15 protein-coding genes and 1 pseudogene are annotated in these 16752 nt (G+C 54.8%); 12 read left to right on the forward strand and 4 right to left on the reverse strand.

The features are described 5' to 3' along the window. Window positions 1-147: 147 nt before the first annotated feature. The 3 genes and pseudogenes from LOY33_RS12185 to rdgC form a co-directional block, all read right to left on the reverse strand. Window positions 148-2763: an AAA family ATPase gene (locus LOY33_RS12185; RefSeq protein ID WP_258662769.1), complete on the reverse strand. Its 2616-nt coding sequence runs from the start codon at window positions 2761-2763 to the stop codon at window positions 148-150. Between the two features lie 70 nt (window positions 2764-2833). Further along, a pseudogene (locus LOY33_RS12190) lies at window positions 2834-3240 on the reverse strand (hypothetical protein); the annotation flags it as partial. 595 nt (window positions 3241-3835) lie between these two features. After that, window positions 3836-4483 (reverse strand): recombination-associated protein RdgC, encoded by a 648-nt coding sequence (gene rdgC / locus LOY33_RS12195; protein ID WP_258662886.1) that lies wholly within the window; start codon window positions 4481-4483, stop codon window positions 3836-3838. Window positions 4484-4773: 290 nt separating this feature from the next. On the opposite strand from rdgC, the gene LOY33_RS12200 reads away from it, so the two are divergent. The 6 genes from LOY33_RS12200 to LOY33_RS12225 all read left to right on the forward strand — a co-directional run bounded on the left by LOY33_RS12200 (window position 4774) and on the right by LOY33_RS12225 (window position 9170). Continuing rightward, window positions 4774-5298 (forward strand): 3-dehydroquinate dehydratase, encoded by a 525-nt coding sequence (locus LOY33_RS12200; RefSeq protein ID WP_258662771.1) that lies wholly within the window; start codon window positions 4774-4776, stop codon window positions 5296-5298. A gap of 24 nt (window positions 5299-5322) precedes the next feature. Then, window positions 5323-6009, forward strand: a complete 687-nt coding sequence (locus tag LOY33_RS12205) for a GntR family transcriptional regulator (RefSeq protein WP_258662773.1) — start codon at window positions 5323-5325, stop codon at window positions 6007-6009. Window positions 6010-6035: 26 nt separating this feature from the next. Further along, a complete protein-coding gene (locus tag LOY33_RS12210) occupies window positions 6036-6419 on the forward strand; it encodes a hypothetical protein (RefSeq protein WP_258662775.1) in 384 nt (127 codons plus the stop codon). Window positions 6420-6421: 2 nt separating this feature from the next. Further along, window positions 6422-7261, forward strand: a complete 840-nt coding sequence (locus tag LOY33_RS12215; protein ID WP_258662778.1) for an alpha/beta fold hydrolase — start codon at window positions 6422-6424, stop codon at window positions 7259-7261. A gap of 114 nt (window positions 7262-7375) precedes the next feature. After that, entirely contained in the window at window positions 7376-8755 is a 1380-nt protein-coding gene (locus tag LOY33_RS12220; RefSeq protein ID WP_258662780.1) for an MFS transporter, read from the forward strand. 37 nt (window positions 8756-8792) lie between these two features. Continuing rightward, window positions 8793-9170, forward strand: coding sequence for a carboxymuconolactone decarboxylase family protein (locus tag LOY33_RS12225; protein WP_258662781.1), 378 nt, complete (start codon window positions 8793-8795; stop codon window positions 9168-9170). Window positions 9171-9254: 84 nt separating this feature from the next. On the opposite strand, the gene LOY33_RS12230 is transcribed toward LOY33_RS12225, so the two are convergent. Next, window positions 9255-10166: a LysR family transcriptional regulator gene (locus LOY33_RS12230; protein WP_258662783.1), complete on the reverse strand. Its 912-nt coding sequence runs from the start codon at window positions 10164-10166 to the stop codon at window positions 9255-9257. 115 nt (window positions 10167-10281) lie between these two features. Between LOY33_RS12230 and LOY33_RS12235 the strand changes: the two genes are divergently transcribed. The 6 genes from LOY33_RS12235 (at window position 10282) to LOY33_RS12260 (ending at window position 16444) form a co-directional block, all read left to right on the forward strand. Then, entirely contained in the window at window positions 10282-11472 is a 1191-nt protein-coding gene (locus tag LOY33_RS12235; protein ID WP_258662784.1) for a CaiB/BaiF CoA-transferase family protein, read from the forward strand. A gap of 16 nt (window positions 11473-11488) precedes the next feature. Beyond that, the gene (locus LOY33_RS12240) at window positions 11489-12454 is read left to right on the forward strand and encodes a hydroxymethylglutaryl-CoA lyase (RefSeq protein ID WP_258662785.1); all 966 of its coding nucleotides are present in this window, start codon (window positions 11489-11491) and stop codon (window positions 12452-12454) included. Next, window positions 12451-12828, forward strand: a complete 378-nt coding sequence (locus LOY33_RS12245; RefSeq protein ID WP_258662787.1) for a VOC family protein — start codon at window positions 12451-12453, stop codon at window positions 12826-12828. The genes LOY33_RS12240 and LOY33_RS12245 overlap by 4 nt, the downstream gene beginning before the upstream one ends. Before the next feature lie 30 nt (window positions 12829-12858). After that, complete coding sequence (locus LOY33_RS12250; protein WP_258662788.1) at window positions 12859-13800, forward strand: D-2-hydroxyacid dehydrogenase; 942 nt, start codon at window positions 12859-12861, stop codon at window positions 13798-13800. Between the two features lie 36 nt (window positions 13801-13836). Continuing rightward, a complete protein-coding gene (gene dctA, locus LOY33_RS12255; protein WP_258662790.1) occupies window positions 13837-15135 on the forward strand; it encodes a C4-dicarboxylate transporter DctA in 1299 nt (432 codons plus the stop codon). 85 nt (window positions 15136-15220) lie between these two features. Next, the gene (locus tag LOY33_RS12260) at window positions 15221-16444 is read left to right on the forward strand and encodes a CoA transferase (protein ID WP_258662792.1); all 1224 of its coding nucleotides are present in this window, start codon (window positions 15221-15223) and stop codon (window positions 16442-16444) included. The last annotated feature ends 308 nt before the right edge of the window (window positions 16445-16752 follow it).

Here is a 16752-nt window from a genome sequence, read left to right on the forward strand (position 1 = left end):
ATGAGCGCCTCCGACCCAAAGCAGCCCTTCGTGCGGGGCAGCAATCGGCCAGAAGCAGCCACTCAAGTCGGCCGCTTCTGGTCCAAATTTGCTTATCGCTGCAACTTCCCGTGTGCATGTATTGTCGCTGGGGGCTATGGAGGCGGTTCAACCTCTGCGTCGGCGGATATCTTGGAACAGGGTATTGACGGCCTCGATATCACGCAAGAGCTCGTCCGGTTGCGTAACGGCCCGCTGCTGGCCCGCCGCATGTGAATGCGCGCGCACGTTGCGGCAGCACTTGTCATGCAAGCGCTGCACTTCGCGGTAATCAGCTTCCTGCACGCTCATCACACCATTAAGCCGACCGACTGAGATACCGTCGCGGAACCGCACTACCGTTTCATTGAGTATTGTGTCCTCGATCCCTACCTCAATCGTGACACGAAGGTCATCGTAAGCATTGCGCATCGCAAGTCGCTCATCATCCCCTGGTGGATTAGAGAAGTTGGCTACGATTCGTTGGTGGTCAGCACGGTGGTATGTAATGCGCTCACGGTGTCTACGCATGTCGTAGGGCAAACCGGCATCGATATAACCCGGCCCTTCGGCTCGGTAACTGATGGACCTGACCTCAGGGACCAATTGCGCATCTTGGCAAAGGGTAAGCAGCTCTCCGAAAAACACCGCGTCGTGGGTAAATACTATGACTTGTCGGCTGACAGACTCCTCAACAATCCGTCGTGCGACGGCGGTCCGATGGCTGTGGTCAAGGCTTGAAACCGGATCGTCGAATACGATTCCGGAAGTGGACCCTGACTGGTGGAGTTCTGCGAAGAAGTAGGCAAGCGCGCACATGCGCTGCTCTGCCTCGCTGAGTACAAGATGCGGATCAAGCTGGCATTCGTGGAGTTGAATTCCAAGGCGCACCGATCCCGCATCACCGGTTGAGCTGACTCCGGCCCGAATGTGGTAAAGATCCAGTCTGTTAAGTTCGTCGTTTATCCTTCCGGCCAACGCCTCGCTGACGTACCGCTTGGCTAACTGACCTGCAAGCACGCTGATAGAGCGGGTGCCGCCGATGTCCTCAAGGCAATTCTGAAGCTTTGCTCTGAGAGCGAGATTTTCTGTCACCCGGGCGATGCCTTCGATATGTTCGGAAAGTAGCCGCCGCGCTTCCAGCTCCCTCAGGCGAAGCCTCTTCGCCGTCAAGGCCGCTGCATCAAGGTTCGCGCGCAGTCGGACTGCCTCAGCGCGAAGGTCATCCGCGACCTGAAGGAGTGAAGCTGTCGGGGTTGCACCACGATAAGTTGGTCGATCCAACCATTCGCCATCAGCAACGGCCGCTCTGAGCCACTGAAGTCGAGCGGCCAAATCTTCCTGGAAAGTCCGGATTTCGTCCGGTAGCGTTGCGACTCGCGCGCCCAAGTTCTCAAGCATGACCGGGGAAATGGCAAAGGTAACGCTCGTCTGATTGACGTCACGTACGATCTGCTGCCAAGCGTTACGCGCAACTTGCGCTGCATCGGCCGCCCTGTCTCGGATATAGCGATCAAACCGCTGTAAGCGATCTTTCGCTTCAGGAGTCAGCTCCTGCTGGCAAAGCACGCATAGTCCACCTTCGTCGGTGACCGGAAAAGCTTGTCCGGGATATGCAGTGCTGGTCGAGTACTCGCGTGCAGAGTTGAACAATAATGCCCATGGACCTTGTCCAGTTCCGGGAAGCAGCTGCGTGGCATCTTCCGACTGCAATAGCGCAGATGCAGCGCATTCAGCCGCCTCGGCCTCCACAAGGCTTCGATGAGCCGACTGCGTGGCACCAATCGTATCATCAGACACTATGTTGGCAGCCATAGTGATGCTGTTCGCCAGCTCATCGACCCTGATTGCTGCGTTGTCGAGATTCGTCGCCCTGGCGGTGGGATCTGCCTCGCTAATCTCCTGCGGCAGACGCGCGAGTTCTGCTTGCTCAACCGCAGTGAGCGTGGCCAGAGCACGCGCGTGCGTCAGATCAGTGGCCGGACCAATCGGATGTACTGCCTGGCCGGCTACGGTATCGGCGGGAATGACATTGAACTGTGTAATGTCTGTGGTGAGCCCCGCGATTTCTGCCTGAAGCCTTGGGCGGAGTTCCTGATTTAGACCATTTGCCAATTGTTGGAGGTAGGCCAAGGCGGACGGCTGAAAGGTGGCAGCTTCTCTCGACTGGAGGTAATGACGGGCGCAGTCGCTATCGAAGACGGAGATTCCCCTGAGCTCGGTCCGAGGGACATGACCGCGCTGACCGCTCCAGATCGCCTGCTCAGGGGCATGATCCAATTCGAAGTCGATAGTGGCGCTCGGTGTAAGCTGCTGATAGTTCGGGTCGTAGGCATTGGCGTAGACGGTACCTGGGCTCCTCGCCCGGCATGCTTGCTTAAGTACTCGCGCATAGCCGGACTTACCTGCGCCATTGCCACCGTATACGATCGTGAGTCCATGTGACTGAAACGTCAGAGCTTGGTCGCTCGGAATTTTCCCAACGTCAATAAGCGTATGTAGCGATGTGAGAACGACCGTCCTGTCCCGATTCGCCTCGGCAGGGAAATGGTCTGAGGCGAATCTGATCGGCACCGGCACAGGCTCAATTGTGCTGTTTATCCCGTGATGCTGCTTGGCTAGATCGAGAATCTCACCAAGATCCGCCTCGCTCCAAGCCCCTTGAACACAAAGTCTTCGCAAAGCGTCCTGTCGCCACGGTGGTAGCCTGTCCGCCCATGCCAGCACTTCCTCGTAAATAGCCATATCCATGCTCCATTTTTCCCCAAAGGGAATTAGCACAGAAATTATCACTGTGCCATCAAGCGACCGGAAACGCTGGATCAAGGCCAAGGGCTGTCGCCCAGGCTTTCACTATTCGAGCGTATTGCCTGGTGGAGAGATGATCTGAGCCGTGTAGCCGACTCGGAAACAGACACTCCTCGCTACGGAGGTGAGCCTGATGCCATATGGGTTTGCTCGGTGATCTCAAATTGCACTGGATCTGAGTCTTCTGCTGATTCACGATCGCTCGTGACGGCCATGCTTTCCATGGGATAGATCCCGTACACGGACCTTGGTTAAGTCGCAGGCTCGCAGCTTGCTGTCAATGGCCCAGTTAAACAACGCCAGATCGCTAGATTTCTCCGCGATCTGGAGACTTACCCGGATGCTCCAGATATCTCTGAGTCGGAGCGGGGGGAGCGTCAACCAAGCCGGTCTTTGTCCGCAAAGGCAATTCACACATTCGTGTGCTCTATTGGATCCATATCAAATCTGAGTGAATAAATTTCAAACCAATTTGGCAACCTGGGGGCGCTATAGCTTTGCGTACTTTGCAGACTGCATCGAAGCGAATTGCGATCCGCTGAATCTGCAAGCTGCTGAAGTCGCGAAGACCCTTCGGGAGGTATACCGCCTGCAGTTAGAAAGAGCAGCTTCGTAAACACCAGGCCGCCCCATGTGGGCGGCCTTTTTTATGCGTGCCAAAAGTGGGTGCGAAATGACGCACGCAAGGGTGGTGCTATGCACGATGCTGGATACCGACCGCCATCGCGCACTGTGAGTTGACGGCCGGGGCGTCAAAAGGCGAGGGGCAGGTCGTTCCATCGATGCCCGCTCATGGGTGTATCGCCAGTACAGCCATGACCGAGGCTTGCTTGCCCTTGAGACCGAGGCACGAGAGGGAATGGTTGGCTTGTGGGCATTGCCGGAAAGTGAGCGAATGCCGCCCTGGGAGTGGCGGCGGGCCCACCAGCGCGGCCGCTGAAAGAGGGCCAGAACGTCTGGCCCTGTCATGTCTCAAGCCGCTGCGGTGATGACAGTGCGGCTGCCCTGATCATCCGACGCGGAGACGACACCCTTCTTCGTTTTTGAAGCGCACGAGCGAGCCCTCATCGTTCGTTTGCATCTCGCAGTCGTTGAGTATGAAGAACCCGTGGGTGGGCTTTTGGTTTTTGAGCCAGTCGGTCAACGTGGCGGAAGGTGCGATTTTCATGGCTACCGGACGGACCGGTAAGCTGCCGATGGCTTCACGGAGACTGCTCAGCACCGTTTCCGCTTGCTTGTGCGTGTTGGCGTCGACATACACCAGGCCGCTCTGCAAGTCGATTGCCGCGTAGGTGGTTGCTCGCTTGGTCAAGGCTTTGGGCAGGTATTCCTGCAGTACTTGGTCTTTGATCTGGTCCTTCTCTTTGCGGTAGACCTTGCGCACCTCGGCCTTTTCGATCTCCGCGACCTTGTCATTCACCTTTTGATTGATCGCTGATGCCGGGAGGATCTTCGATTCGACCAACAGGCAAATGAGAGCGCTGTTCTCAGCCCAAAGGCTCAGGGGAGGGGTATCGTCGCTGCCATCCACCGTGTTAGGGGCGAGCGGGCTCACGAAGCCGGCCTTGCTGGCTTCTTGGCTGGCGCACGGACGGAAGCGCTTTGATGCTAAGGCTTGATCCAGTGCTGCTTGGTCCAGTTGAAGCGCTTGTGTCAGTCGATACCCCTCAAGTCAATCCTGCAGTCTCCTTAAGCGGTAGATGTGAAGCGTACTGCGGGCTCAACTCAATATTCCACGCTATGGCTCTGGATGACCCGGCATGGACGTATCTACCTTTGCCCACAAGAAAAACGTTTCAGCTGACGTTACGTCTCATTCTGGACATGGTGCATGTGAAGCTCGGGAAATCGAAGCGTTGACATTGGTGGTATTACGGTATTACGGTAACACCCTGAGCCGCTCGCTGGCTGAAAATAAGTCCAACAACCCAGAAAAATGGTGTACGTATGTCTCAGCAATCCCTTCGTACCGGTACCAAAGTCCACCGTATCGCCGTCATCGATGGCCCGAACATGACGAACCTGGGGGCACGTAACAAGCGCGTTTACGGCCGAATCAATTCCTTGTCCGACCTGCAGGCTTATGTGATCGAAAGCGGTCAGAAGCTTGGTGTCGAGGTTGAGGTCTTTGCCTCGAACTACGAAGGCGCCATTCTTGAATTTATCCATGAGTCGGCCTCGCGCGTTGACGGCTACATCATCAACCCGGCTGGTCTGACCGTCGTTGGTGAGGCTACCCGCCATGCTCTCGAAGAAACGCAAAAGCCCGTAGTCGAGGTGCATTTTGCTAATATCGTCTGCCCGCCTACTGCCCCACGTGGCCTGCCTGGTGGCCCATGGGAGTCGAAATTCAGCCGCTCCGCTACCGGTGTAGCTATGGGGTTGCGTCAGTACAGCTACGTTGCAGCGCTGACTGGCCTTACTCTTGCGCTGGATGATGAATCCTTCCTGGGCGCGCCGGCAGCGGTATAAATTCGTAAAACCTAGGATCTCGAAATGACACAAAACCCGTTCCTTCAACTCGCAGCGCCATTGAGGCAGCAGACAGCAGATCTGTTGCGGGCAGCAATCGTGGCGATGGAGTTCAAGCCTGGCGAGCGTCTGATCGAGACACGGTTATGCGAACGTTTTGATGTCAGCCGAACAGTGGTTCGGGAAGTACTTCGGCAGCTGGAGGCCGAAGGTATTGTCGAGATGATTCCAAGGCGTGGCCCTCGTGTCGCGATTCTCACCGAAAAAGATATTCGGGATCTCTACGAACTTCGGGGTGTTCTAGAGGGCTTGATTGGTCAACTCTTCGCGATCCGAGCGTCTGCAGCGCAATGCGCTGAAGTGATTGGATTGACTGAGCAGATCGGCAGCTCTCTTGAGCATCTCCCTGTAAGCGAACGAACCCAACTCAAAGATAGGTATTATCACGTCCTGCTTGCAGGGGCGGATAATGAGGCCGTTGAGCGCGCCTTACGCGCTATTCACAGCCGAACTGAACTGCTACGTGCGTACACCCTAAACCTGCCGGGCCGAGCATTGAGAAGCATCGAAGAGATCAAAGTGATTTCTGAGGCTGCCGCAGTGCGTCGTGATCCTGTCGCGGCGAGAGCTGCATGCGAAAAGCATGTACAGGCCGCCTACGAGGCAGCAAAAGATGGATTCCACGTACTAAATCAGATTGGTGGTGATTGACGGTCATGCACGCATAGGTGCCTGTGATGTCAGAAATACTGAGCTCCGTATGGATAGACCGGTGGTTGGAAAAAGTTGCACAAGATAGAGAGCTTTCCCACATAGGGAAGCTCTCTCGTTTTGGTCTAAAGCTAACTGCCGGCAATGTCACCGCCTGTTTTAAACTTGTACAAGGGCAGTTTGAATATGTCGAGGGCGACCTGACGACGGATTTTGATGTAGTTGAATTTGTCGGTAGCCGCCAAGCATGGGAGAAGATGCTTAAGGTAATTCCCGATCCGCTGCACAACGATTTCTTGGCAATGGAGAAAATTCACGACGAGTTTTCTATTCCGTCGGAGCGCGTCTACCTGCTGCGGCATTTGAGAGTGCTTCAAAAGCTTATGAACATCGCTCCGCGGAGGGGGTAAAAATGGCCTATATTGAAGACGTAATCGGTCGTTACTTGCACCTCAGTATTGCCGGTGTGGAACAGCGGATTTTTTTTGAAGAGGCCGGGCAGGGCATTCCCCTGATTTGCCTGCACACTGCTGGGGCGGATTCACGTCAGTACCGGCAACTGCTTAACGACCCTGAAATCACCAAATCCTTCCGAGTTATTGCATTTGACTTGCCATGGCATGGACGGTCGTTGCCGCCTGATCGCTGGTGGGAGCAAGAATACCTGCTCACTGCAGAAGTGTACGCCCAGACGGTAGAACGATTTGCTGAGGTGTTAGAGCTTGATCGTCCCATTGTGATGGGGTGCTCAATGGCCGGCTCACTAGTGCTGGAACTCGTGCGGCGTAATGCACAGAAATGGCGCTGCGTGATTGGTCTGTCGGGTGCTTCCAATGTAAAGGGCCGCTTCCAGGATTGGTCGTTGGCCCCAGATATCAACGCACAGCAGAGCGTTGCTTCATGGACCTACAGTCTCATGGCCCCCATGAGTCCTGAATCATCGAAGCGAGAGGTCTGGTGGATCTATAGCCAAGGTGGGCCGGGCATTTATCGTGGTGATACCTATTTCTATAGCCAAGACCTTGACCTGCGCGGCCGGGAAGCAGAGATCGACGCAACGACGTGTCCGGTGTATCTGCTAACCGGTGAGTACGATCATGCGTGCACGGTTTTCGATACACAGTCCACCATTGATGCCATTCCTGGTGCGAAGGGCGGGCGAATGGTAGGCATTGGGCATTTCCCAGTGAGTGAAAATTACCCGCTTTTCAAAGAGTATCTCCAGCCGATCCTGGCTGAATTCGTCGATTGAACGACAGGTCTGCCCCACAGTGGGCAGGCGTTAATTCAAGGGCATTCATAATTATCCCGTTGTATCTGAAAAGATGCTGACGCGCCTTCACGCATAACTACAAAAGGTGTTGGTATGATAGACCAAAACATAATTGAGGCTGCCCATAAGGCGTGCGAAGCAGATCGTGCTAAAACGCAGGCGAATCATCAGGTTTCACAGCAAGAAAAAGTCTTTGCCAAAGTAAAGCGACACATTATACCGATTGCGATTCTTGGTTTGTTCGTGGCTTTCATTGACCGTACGAACCTGAGTGTTGCTGGGCATTCGATGAGCGACAGCCTCAGTCTGAGTCCTGCGGCCTTTGGATTGGCAGCCGGCTTATTTTATCTCGGATACATTCTCACCGAAGTCCCTAGTAATATTGCGCTGCGACGATATGGAGCCCGCCGTTGGATTGCGCGCATCATGATCAGCTGGGGAGCAATCACCATGCTCACCATGTTCGTCAACACTGCAGAGTCGTTATATGTGGCGCGATTCCTTTTGGGTATTGCTGAAGCTGGTTTCTATCCAGGCATTTTGTTCTGGATGAGTTTTTGGCTGCCTTCGCGCTCCTTGACTCGAGCTTACTCACTGTTTCAGCTGGGTATCCCCATTTCGCTTGCACTCGGCTCGCTCGTGACCGCTCAACTGCTGCGAATGGATGGGCTCGGCGGAATTCATGGCTGGCAGTGGGTGTTTCTGATTGAGGGCGGCGCCGCTGTATTAATGGGCTTTTTCACGCTCAAGTACATGGCCAACAGCCCGTCTGAGGCCAGCTGGCTGTCACAAGACGAAAAGCAAATTCTGAATGAGGCTCTCAAGGAGGATGCAGCCGCCGTCCATGAACCAGATTCGGGTCACTCGAAGGCGCTACGAGAAATATTCTCTAGCGGAGCCGCTTGGGCATACTCCGCCTGCTACCTCTTCATGATGATCGGTTTCTGGACTGTTACCTACTGGCTGCCTCAAATCCTCCAAGACAGGCTTCAGGTAGACACGGTGCAAGCTGGGGTGTGGTCTGCGGTGCCATGGGTGATCTCCGGTCTGTCCTTGCTCATCGTATCCAAGCGGATCGAAAAGGGCGCCTCGCTAGAAAAGGCCATGGTGGCCGTCCTGTTCTTCTGTGCTATTGGATTTGTCCTTTCCAGCTTGGCGACTTCCGCAACCGTCGCATTCATTGGTCTATGCATGGCCGCTTGCATTCAGGCAGCCGTACCTCTGCTGTTCAGTTTCCCGTCCCGTCATTTCGACGGCGCTCGGGCAGCTGTTGCTCTCGCGATGGTCAACTCCGTGGGAAGCCTCGGCGGCTTCATCGGCCCTGTTCTGCTTGGTTGGATGAAAGGTGCCACAGGAAGCAACCAGGCGGGATTGCTGGCTATGGCGGGAGCATTCGTCATCGCCGGTCTCATTGCAGCCATGCTTCCCAAAATCCTTAGCGCTGCCAAAGCGAAGTCCATCGCTCAACCTTGAAGTGAAAGCAAAACTTTAACCATCAGAGGATCTACGCATGAATCAAGAACTGTTTGACATTGGCCTCAAAACTCGTCGTGAGGTTCTGGGCTCGGAGTACGTCGATGCGTCGCTGAAAAACGCTGACGATTTCAACCGTTGCATGCAGGAGCATGTGACCCAGTACTGCTGGGGTGATGTCTGGAATCGTCCAGGCCTGGATCGCCGCACTCGCAGCTTCTTGAACCTGGCCATGCTCACCGCTCTGAATCGTCCACACGAGATCAAGCTACATGTCCGCGGCGCGATCAATAACGGGTTGAGCAAGGAGGAGATTGCTGAGGTCTTCCTTCAGTCAGCAATCTACTGCGGTGTTCCAGCCGCGATCGATAGCTTCAAAATTGCCAAGGAAGTGTTCCAGGAGATGGGCCTTTAATAGCCCAGTACCCTCGTTCTGCCGGCCCACGGGCTGGCAGGGCGGTTAGAAGTCAGCCTCCATAGGTGGAAACACTGCTTGGGCCTAACCAACAGGTTCGGTTTCCATTCGTGCAAGGTAGTCGTAAAGCTTGCTGGCTTCCGGTGATAGGTTCGACTCGCTAAGCACCCCTACAAACAGCGTCCGTTTGGCCCAGTCGTCTGTCAACTGAATGGCCTCCAACTGACTGCCCAGTAGCTCCTTGCGCACCGATCCCAGGGGGAGCACGCCAATACCGAGGCCTGCTTCGATCATTCTGCAGATGCCATCAAAGCTGCTCACCTGAATTCTAACCTTCAGCATTTTGCCGTTTGCGACGGCTGCATCCGTGAGGCGCCTGAGCAGGGAGCTACCCTGATTGAGGGCAACGAAATCGTAATCCAAGGCCTGTGCCAACGTCGTCTCTGGATGTGCCGTGAGGGGATGGTCGCGTGGGACGAGCAATACGAGCTGGTCTCTACGATAAACACGTTTGACTAGCCCTTCAGAGCTTACGTTATCCGCAAAAATACCAATGTCCGACCTGCCATCGAGCAGCGCAGCAACGATGTCGTCGCTCAATGCTTCTTCCATGCCGATTCGTATGAGCGGATTCTCCGCGAGGTAGCTGGCCAAGTCCTGAGGCAAAAACTGAACAACCGCAGAGGTGTTGGCTGTTAGGCGGACATGCCCTCTAACGCCCATCGCAAAGTCGTTCACATCATAGGCCATGCGATTAACGCTCTCGAGGATGTGGCGTGCGTGGTCGGCGATGCCTCTGCCTGCTGCGGTGAGCTCCATTCCCCGCGGCAACCTCACGAAGAGTGCGCAATCGGTGATTCTCTCTAGCTCAGAAATACGTTTGCTAGCGGTCGAGAGCGTCATGTTGGCTCGCGAGGCTGCCTGGGTCAGATTGAGTGTTTCCGCTGCAAAGACCAGCAAGCGAAGAGTGAGAAGATCGATTTGGAGCAAATTCATTTCATGTCCCAAGGCTTTCCATGTTGGAAAGGGTACTGGAAAATTTTGCAATTTTCATCTACCGAGAGTGGGGCGATCATCTGGCCATAACAATCAACAATATCGGAATACGCCAATGACCTCTCCATTGAAAGGCATTAAGGTTATCGAGATGGGGCAGCTGATCGCGGGCCCCTTTGCTGCCAAGATCCTCGGTGAATTTGGTGCTGACGTCATCAAGATCGAACCGCCAGCTACTGGTGACCCACTTCGCAAATGGCGAATGCTTCATGACGGCACATCCGTGTGGTGGGCTGCTCAATCCCGCAACAAGCGCTCCGTGACCCTTGATCTCCGTCAGGAAGAAGCTCACGACGTCATCAAGCGCCTCGTTAAAGACGCAGATATCCTGATCGAAAACTTCCGCCCGGGAACCCTTGAGAAATGGGGTCTGGGTTGGGACGTTCTGCGCGAAATCAATCCAGGCCTTGTGATGCTTCGTGTATCCGGTTATGGCCAGAGTGGCCCTTACCGTGACCTTCCTGGCTTTGGGGTTATCGGTGAGGCCATGGGCGGGCTCCGTCACCTGTCTGGCGAGCCAGGTCGCACGCCGGTTCGCGTAGGTGTATCGATTGGCGATTCGCTGTCCGCACTCCACGGTGTGATAGGCGTTCTGCTCGCACTTCGTCATCGTGAGCAAAACAATGGTGAAGGTCAGCAGGTAGACGTTGCGCTGTACGAGTCCGTCTTCAATATGATGGAGAGCTTGATTCCGGAATATTCCGTATTCGAGACGATTCGCCAGCCCGCTGGCAGCAGCTTGCCAGGAATTGCTCCGACCAACGCGTACCGTTGCCAGGACGGAAAGTATGCATTGATCGCGGGTAATGGAGACAGCATCTACCGGAGACTGATGGAGAAGATCGATCGCATCGATCTGGCTGATGATCCGGAGCTAGCGCAAAACGATGGCAGGGTGCGCCATGTCGCGCGAATTGATGCGGCTATCTCCACATGGACGGCAGAACGCTCTTTGGAGGAGGTTCTGGATGCGCTCAATGATGCGCGCATCCCGGCAGGCAAAATCTACGATGCCGCCGATATCGCTAGCGATCCTCACTACAAAGCCCGAGACATGCTGCTTGAAAGCACACTCGACGACGGCACGGCGGTGACATTGCCTGGGATCGTCCCGAAGCTTCTGTCGACACCAGGGGCGGTGAGTCGAAAGGCGCCTCGCCTTGGTGAGCATACCGACGAAGTTCTGGAAGCTCACGGCTTCGACGCCGAAACCCGTGAAGCGTGGCGCAGCCGCGGCATCATTTGAAGTACGGAGTAGCCTGATGAAACGCCTATACATGCAGGAAGTCGCAACCCGTGACGGCTTCCAGAACGAATCCACGTTCATCGAAACTGCCGACAAGATCTCAATGGTTAACGCATTGAGTGAGTGCGGATACGCGAAAATTGAAGTCACTTCGTTCACCTCACCGAAAGCGATCCCGGCACTCAGAGATGCTGAAGCTGTTATGCAGGGTATTCAGCGTCATCCCGGCGTTGAGTACACGGTATTGGTACCAAATGTGCGAGGCGCTGAACGTGCATTGGGCTGCGGGGTTGATGAAGCCAACTTGGTGATGTCGGTCAGTGAACCGCACAACCGTTCCAATCTGCGGATGACCCGCGAGCAATCGTTCCTTCAGCTTAAGGAGGTTGTTTCGGTGATTGGCCAAGGGCCTGTCGCGGTGAACGTCTCTTTATCAACCGTCTTCGGCTGCCCCATGCAGGGTGACGTAGCGCTAGATGAGATCCTAGGTTGGGTAGATCGTTTTGCCAACCTCGGCGTTCGGGGCGTCACCTTGTGTGATACGACAGGTATGGCGTTCCCCTCTCAAGTTCAGACCTTTTCCGCGGAGGTCATCAAGCGTTTCCCAGAGCTTCAGGTGACGTTGCACTTCCACAATACGCGCGGGATGGCTCTGGCAAATACTGTGGCGGCCCTCCAAGCCGGCGTGGATCGCTTTGATTCATCGCTTGGTGGGCTGGGCGGTTGCCCATACGCACCTGGCGCCAGTGGAAACGTTTGTACAGAGGATCTGGTGCACATGTTGCAGCTCATGGGCTACGACACCAATGTAGACCTCGACCGAATCCTCCAGGCCTCTGCAAGGCTTCCTGAGCTGATTGGTCATGCAACCCCGAGTCAGATCTTGAAAGCTGGGAAGCGCTTGGATCTGCATCCGATTCCCGAACACGTTCATACGCTGTCCAAGCAAGTGGTGTCTAACGCTACGGAGGCGGTGAAATGATCGACCATCTCGATCACCTGGTACTGACGACTATTGATCTTGACGCCTGCAAAGACTTTTACCTGCGTGTGATGGGCATGGAGTTGGAGACTTTCGGCGCGGGCCGGATCGCATTTCGCTTCGGCAATCAGAAGATCAACGTTCATGCACGCGGGAAGGAGTTTGAGCCCAAAGCTCACCTGCCGGTGCCGGGTGCGTTGGATCTTTGCTTCATTGCGAGCAAAAGCCTTGAAGCGGTCATTGCCCACTTGGAATCGGCGCAATGGCCAATCATCGAGGGCCCTGTCCAGAGAACAGGTGCAACCGGGCCGATCAGATCCGTGTATGTCCGAGATCCGGATCTCAACCTGATCGAGATTTCTGAGCAGCTTTAACGCTGTCGGAACTGAGTACTGAGGTTACCTATGAACATTGTATTTCTGGATGGGGCGAGCCTGCCTTACCCAATGGATCGTCCTGCCCAGGCGACAAACTGGACTGTGCGTGAAAGTACTTCGCAAGATGAGCTAGTCAGTGTCTTGGCAGAGGCGGATGTCGCTATCACAAACAAAGTAAAGCTCGGGAGAGTGCAACTGGAGCAGTTCCCAAATCTCAAGCTCATCTGTGTCGCTGCCACCGGCTACGACTGCGTTGATGTTTCTGCTTGCCGTGATTTGGGAGTGACGGTTTGCAATGCACCTGCCTACTCGGCAAGCAGCGTTGCTGAAGCCGTTATCGCATCGCTGTTTGCGCTTCGCCGCCGCCTTTTCGAATACCGGGAAGCTGCCACCAAGCGTTGGCCTGAGTCAAACCACTTCTGTGTACACGCTACACCGATCCAGGACATCAAGGGATCGACCCTTGGGATCGTCGGGTGGGGTGATATCGGTAGTCGCGTAGCTCAGCTTGCTGTTGGCCTGGACATCAATGTCATCTTTGCAGAGCACCGTGGGGCTGCGCATGTTCGGGAAGGTTATGTCCCATTCGAAACGGTACTTCAAGAAGCCGATGCTATTTCCCTGCATTGCCCTTTGACCCCGCAAACCCGTCATTTGATAGGCGCGGAGCAGCTCAGCCAGATGAAGCAGGGTGCACTGCTTATCAACACCGCGCGCGGGCCTCTGGTGGATGAGCAGGCAGTGCTGGCCGCCTTGCATTCTGGGCATCTTGGCGGTGCAGCACTGGATGTGCTGGATGTAGAACCGCCTCGAGCTGATCACCCCCTGCTTAACGCAGATCTGTCGAATTTGATCGTAACTCCGCATGTCGGCTGGGCGAGTCAAAGCAGTGTGGCACGTCTGATCAATACCTTGCTCTCGAACATTGCTGCCTACGCATCGGGAAAGGCTATCAACGTGGTGACGTAAGTTCCCAAATCGAAATCTAAAAAAAGGTAGAGCGCCATGACAAAAACAATCAGCTCTTCGGCCGACCTGCCTGACCTTCCAGTGGTCAAGCGTAAGCCGTTCTATCACCATCTCTACGTTCAAGTTTTGGCTGCGATCCTGCTCGGTATCCTGCTCGGGCATATCAGCCCAGGCCTGGGTGAGCAGATGAAACCGCTGGGTGACACGTTCATCAAGCTCATCAAGATGCTGATCGCGCCAATCATTTTCTGCACCGTTGTCAGCGGTATCGCAGGCATGCAGAACCTGAAGAAAATTGGCCGTATTGGCTTTAAATCGTTGGTGTATTTCGAGGTGCTTACCACCCTGGCACTGATTATCGGCCTCATCGGGGTAAACCTGTTCAAGCCGGGCGTTGGGATGCATATCGACCCGGCGACGCTGGATGGTTCTGCAATCGCTGGCTACACAAAAGCAGCACATGATCAGAGCGTCGTAGGCTTCCTCACTCATATCGTACCGACTACCGTCTTTGGTGCGTTCAGCGAGGGTGACATCCTTCAGGTCTTGTTCATTTCGGTGCTTTTCGCATTCGGCCTTCAACTGCTTGGGCCGCTGGGTAAGCCTCTGCTTGATACGATCGATCTGGTAGCGCAGGCGTTCTTCCGCATGCTGAAGATCGTGATGTATGTGGCACCTTTGGGCGCCTTCGGTGGGATGGCATTCACTGTCGGCAAATATGGGATCGGCTCCTTGGCGTCGTATGGTCATCTGTTGCTCTGTTACTACGTGACCGGCTTTGTCTTCGTCTTCGTGATCCTCAACCTCGCTGCGCGCTTGGCAGGCTTCAGCCTCTGGAAGTTCCTGAAGTACATTCGTGAAGAGCTCGTACTGGTTCTCGGTACGTCCTCTTCGGAGTCGGCATTGCCTCGCTTGATGGGCAAGCTCGAGAAGCTTGGCTGTGAAAAGTCCACGGTCGGCTTGGTCGTACCTTCAGGCTATTGCTTCAACCTGGATGGCAGCTGCATCAACATGACGGTACTCGCCATCTTCATCGCCCAGGCGCTTGATATTGATGTGTCGATTTACCACCAGGTCACCCTGTTGTTGATTCTTCTGCTGACCTCAAAAGGGGCCGCGAGCGTCACGGGTGGTGCCTTCATTACCCTCGCAGCGACGCTTGGATCTATCGATGTAATTCCAGCAGCAGGCCTCGTCCTCGTGCTGGGTGTATACCGCTTCATCTCTGAAGGTGGTGCCCTCATCAACGTTATCGGTAATGGCGTTGCAGCGCTCTTCGTAGCGCGTTGGGAAGGGGTGCTCGATCGGGATCAGCTCAAACGAGAGCTGGGTTAGGTTTGCGTCCCGGCTCAGTGCTCGCCAACCACGCTAGGCGAGCGTTGGGCCGGTTCGCGACTTTTCATAATCATGCGAGGGGCACATGCCTTATCCGTTTCTGCAAGGTGTGAGTGTCGTTGAGAGCTCAGCATTTGTCCCTGCACCACTGGCTGGGTTGGCCCTGGCTCAGTTTGGAGCAGATGTCATCCGAATCGATGCGATTGGAGGTGGTATAGACTACCGCCGAGCGCCTCGCGTAAGCACGAATGGCCGTAGTCTTTTCTGGACATCGCTAAATGCAGGCAAGCGCTCCGTGGCAATTGATTTTCGCCGCCCTGAAGCACGTGAGCTGGTTCAAGAACTAGTTTGTCGGACCGGCAATTTACTGACCAACCGAGCTGCATCCTGGCTGACTCACAGCATATTGATGAAACGGCGACCAGATCTGATTACATGCCTCATTGAGGGTAATCCTGACGGCTCCTCAGTTATGGAATGTACGTTAAGCAGCGCTACAGGTTTTCCATTGCTTGCTCGGGAGAATGCAAGCGAACGGCCAGTAAACAGCCAGCTTCCGGCTTGGGACGTTATCACTGCATATCAGGCAGCATTTGCGTTTGTGGGCGCGATCAACCGCCGCCTAGTGAAAGGCGAAGGATCCCTGATCAAGTTAGCTATGTCTGATGTAGCATTTTCTACGATGTCTCACCTGGGATTGCTGACTGAAGCTGATGTACTCAATCGTGATAGGGAACCGGTGGGCAACAACATTTATGGTGCTTTTGGGCGAGATTTTGTGACCGCGGATGGGCAGCGACTGATGGTGGCAGCAATCACCGCTACCCAATGGCGCTCCTTGGTTAGCTGTTGTGGCCTTGAGGCTGAGATGTCGCAGTTGGAGATTCGACTCCATCTAGATTTCAGTAATGAGTTTCAGCGTTACGAGGGGAGGGAGGGCATCGTTGAGTTACTCGAGCCATGGTTCCGTAAACGCTCCTTTGCTGAGGTACGTAGGCAGCTTGATCAATTTCAGGTGTCATGGGGCAAGTATTCGAGCGTAAAGCAATTACTGGAGGAAGATACTCGCGTCGGGCTGACCAACCCCATCTTTGAGACCCTTATTACTGATGGCGTGGGTGCACACATCAGTGCAAAGTTAGCAGCGAGATTCGAGGGTGTCGGTCAGACATCGAGCTCACCAGCACCATTGTTAGGTTCGCATACCGACGAAGTGCTCCACGAAGTGCTAGGTCTTTCGGGGGTTGAAATCGCACGCCTGCATGACTCTGGCGTCATTGCAGGACCCAACGCCGATCCTTTTGCTTAATCCTAGAAAACGCATCAACAGCCTTCGCTTTGTTGGTCGCAAAGCAGAGGGGTCATCTTGAAATGATGGCCCCTATTTTTTTGGATGATATCCGATAAATCACCTCCACAATTCCATGTCCACGTTCTAGCGTAGCCACATTGAATAATGCTGCATCAAGCCCGAACCCTACTGTCCCGCCAGTGAACCCAGCTGTGGAGTCTTACCGAGGTGATCGAAGTCCAGCGTGCCCGTTAGCTTTCGGAAGCGAGCCTACAGAGGTGGAAGCGAATCGGCAGGCGACACGAACTGGACATACCAACGCGCCA

Source organism: Pseudomonas sp. B21-036, from assembly GCF_024748925.1.
GTDB classification, from domain to species: Bacteria; Pseudomonadota; Gammaproteobacteria; order Pseudomonadales; family Pseudomonadaceae; genus Aquipseudomonas; species Aquipseudomonas palmensis.

Excerpts from the sequence above, each read along its gene's own strand:
- LOY33_RS12185 (WP_258662769.1), bottom strand. The coding sequence starts at position 2,763 with ATGGCTATTTACGAGGAAGTGCTGGCATGGGCGGACAGGCTACCACCG.
- LOY33_RS12200 (WP_258662771.1), top strand. The coding sequence starts at position 4,774 with ATGTCTCAGCAATCCCTTCGTACCGGTACCAAAGTCCACCGTATCGCC.
- LOY33_RS12205 (WP_258662773.1), top strand. The coding sequence starts at position 5,323 with ATGACACAAAACCCGTTCCTTCAACTCGCAGCGCCATTGAGGCAGCAG.
- LOY33_RS12210 (WP_258662775.1), top strand. The coding sequence starts at position 6,036 with ATGTCAGAAATACTGAGCTCCGTATGGATAGACCGGTGGTTGGAAAAA.
- LOY33_RS12215 (WP_258662778.1), top strand. The coding sequence starts at position 6,422 with ATGGCCTATATTGAAGACGTAATCGGTCGTTACTTGCACCTCAGTATT.
- LOY33_RS12220 (WP_258662780.1), top strand. The coding sequence starts at position 7,376 with ATGATAGACCAAAACATAATTGAGGCTGCCCATAAGGCGTGCGAAGCA.
- LOY33_RS12225 (WP_258662781.1), top strand. The coding sequence starts at position 8,793 with ATGAATCAAGAACTGTTTGACATTGGCCTCAAAACTCGTCGTGAGGTT.
- LOY33_RS12230 (WP_258662783.1), bottom strand. The coding sequence starts at position 10,166 with ATGAATTTGCTCCAAATCGATCTTCTCACTCTTCGCTTGCTGGTCTTT.
- LOY33_RS12235 (WP_258662784.1), top strand. The coding sequence starts at position 10,282 with ATGACCTCTCCATTGAAAGGCATTAAGGTTATCGAGATGGGGCAGCTG.
- LOY33_RS12240 (WP_258662785.1), top strand. The coding sequence starts at position 11,489 with ATGAAACGCCTATACATGCAGGAAGTCGCAACCCGTGACGGCTTCCAG.
- LOY33_RS12245 (WP_258662787.1), top strand. The coding sequence starts at position 12,451 with ATGATCGACCATCTCGATCACCTGGTACTGACGACTATTGATCTTGAC.
- LOY33_RS12250 (WP_258662788.1), top strand. The coding sequence starts at position 12,859 with ATGAACATTGTATTTCTGGATGGGGCGAGCCTGCCTTACCCAATGGAT.
- dctA (WP_258662790.1), top strand. The coding sequence starts at position 13,837 with ATGACAAAAACAATCAGCTCTTCGGCCGACCTGCCTGACCTTCCAGTG.
- LOY33_RS12260 (WP_258662792.1), top strand. The coding sequence starts at position 15,221 with ATGCCTTATCCGTTTCTGCAAGGTGTGAGTGTCGTTGAGAGCTCAGCA.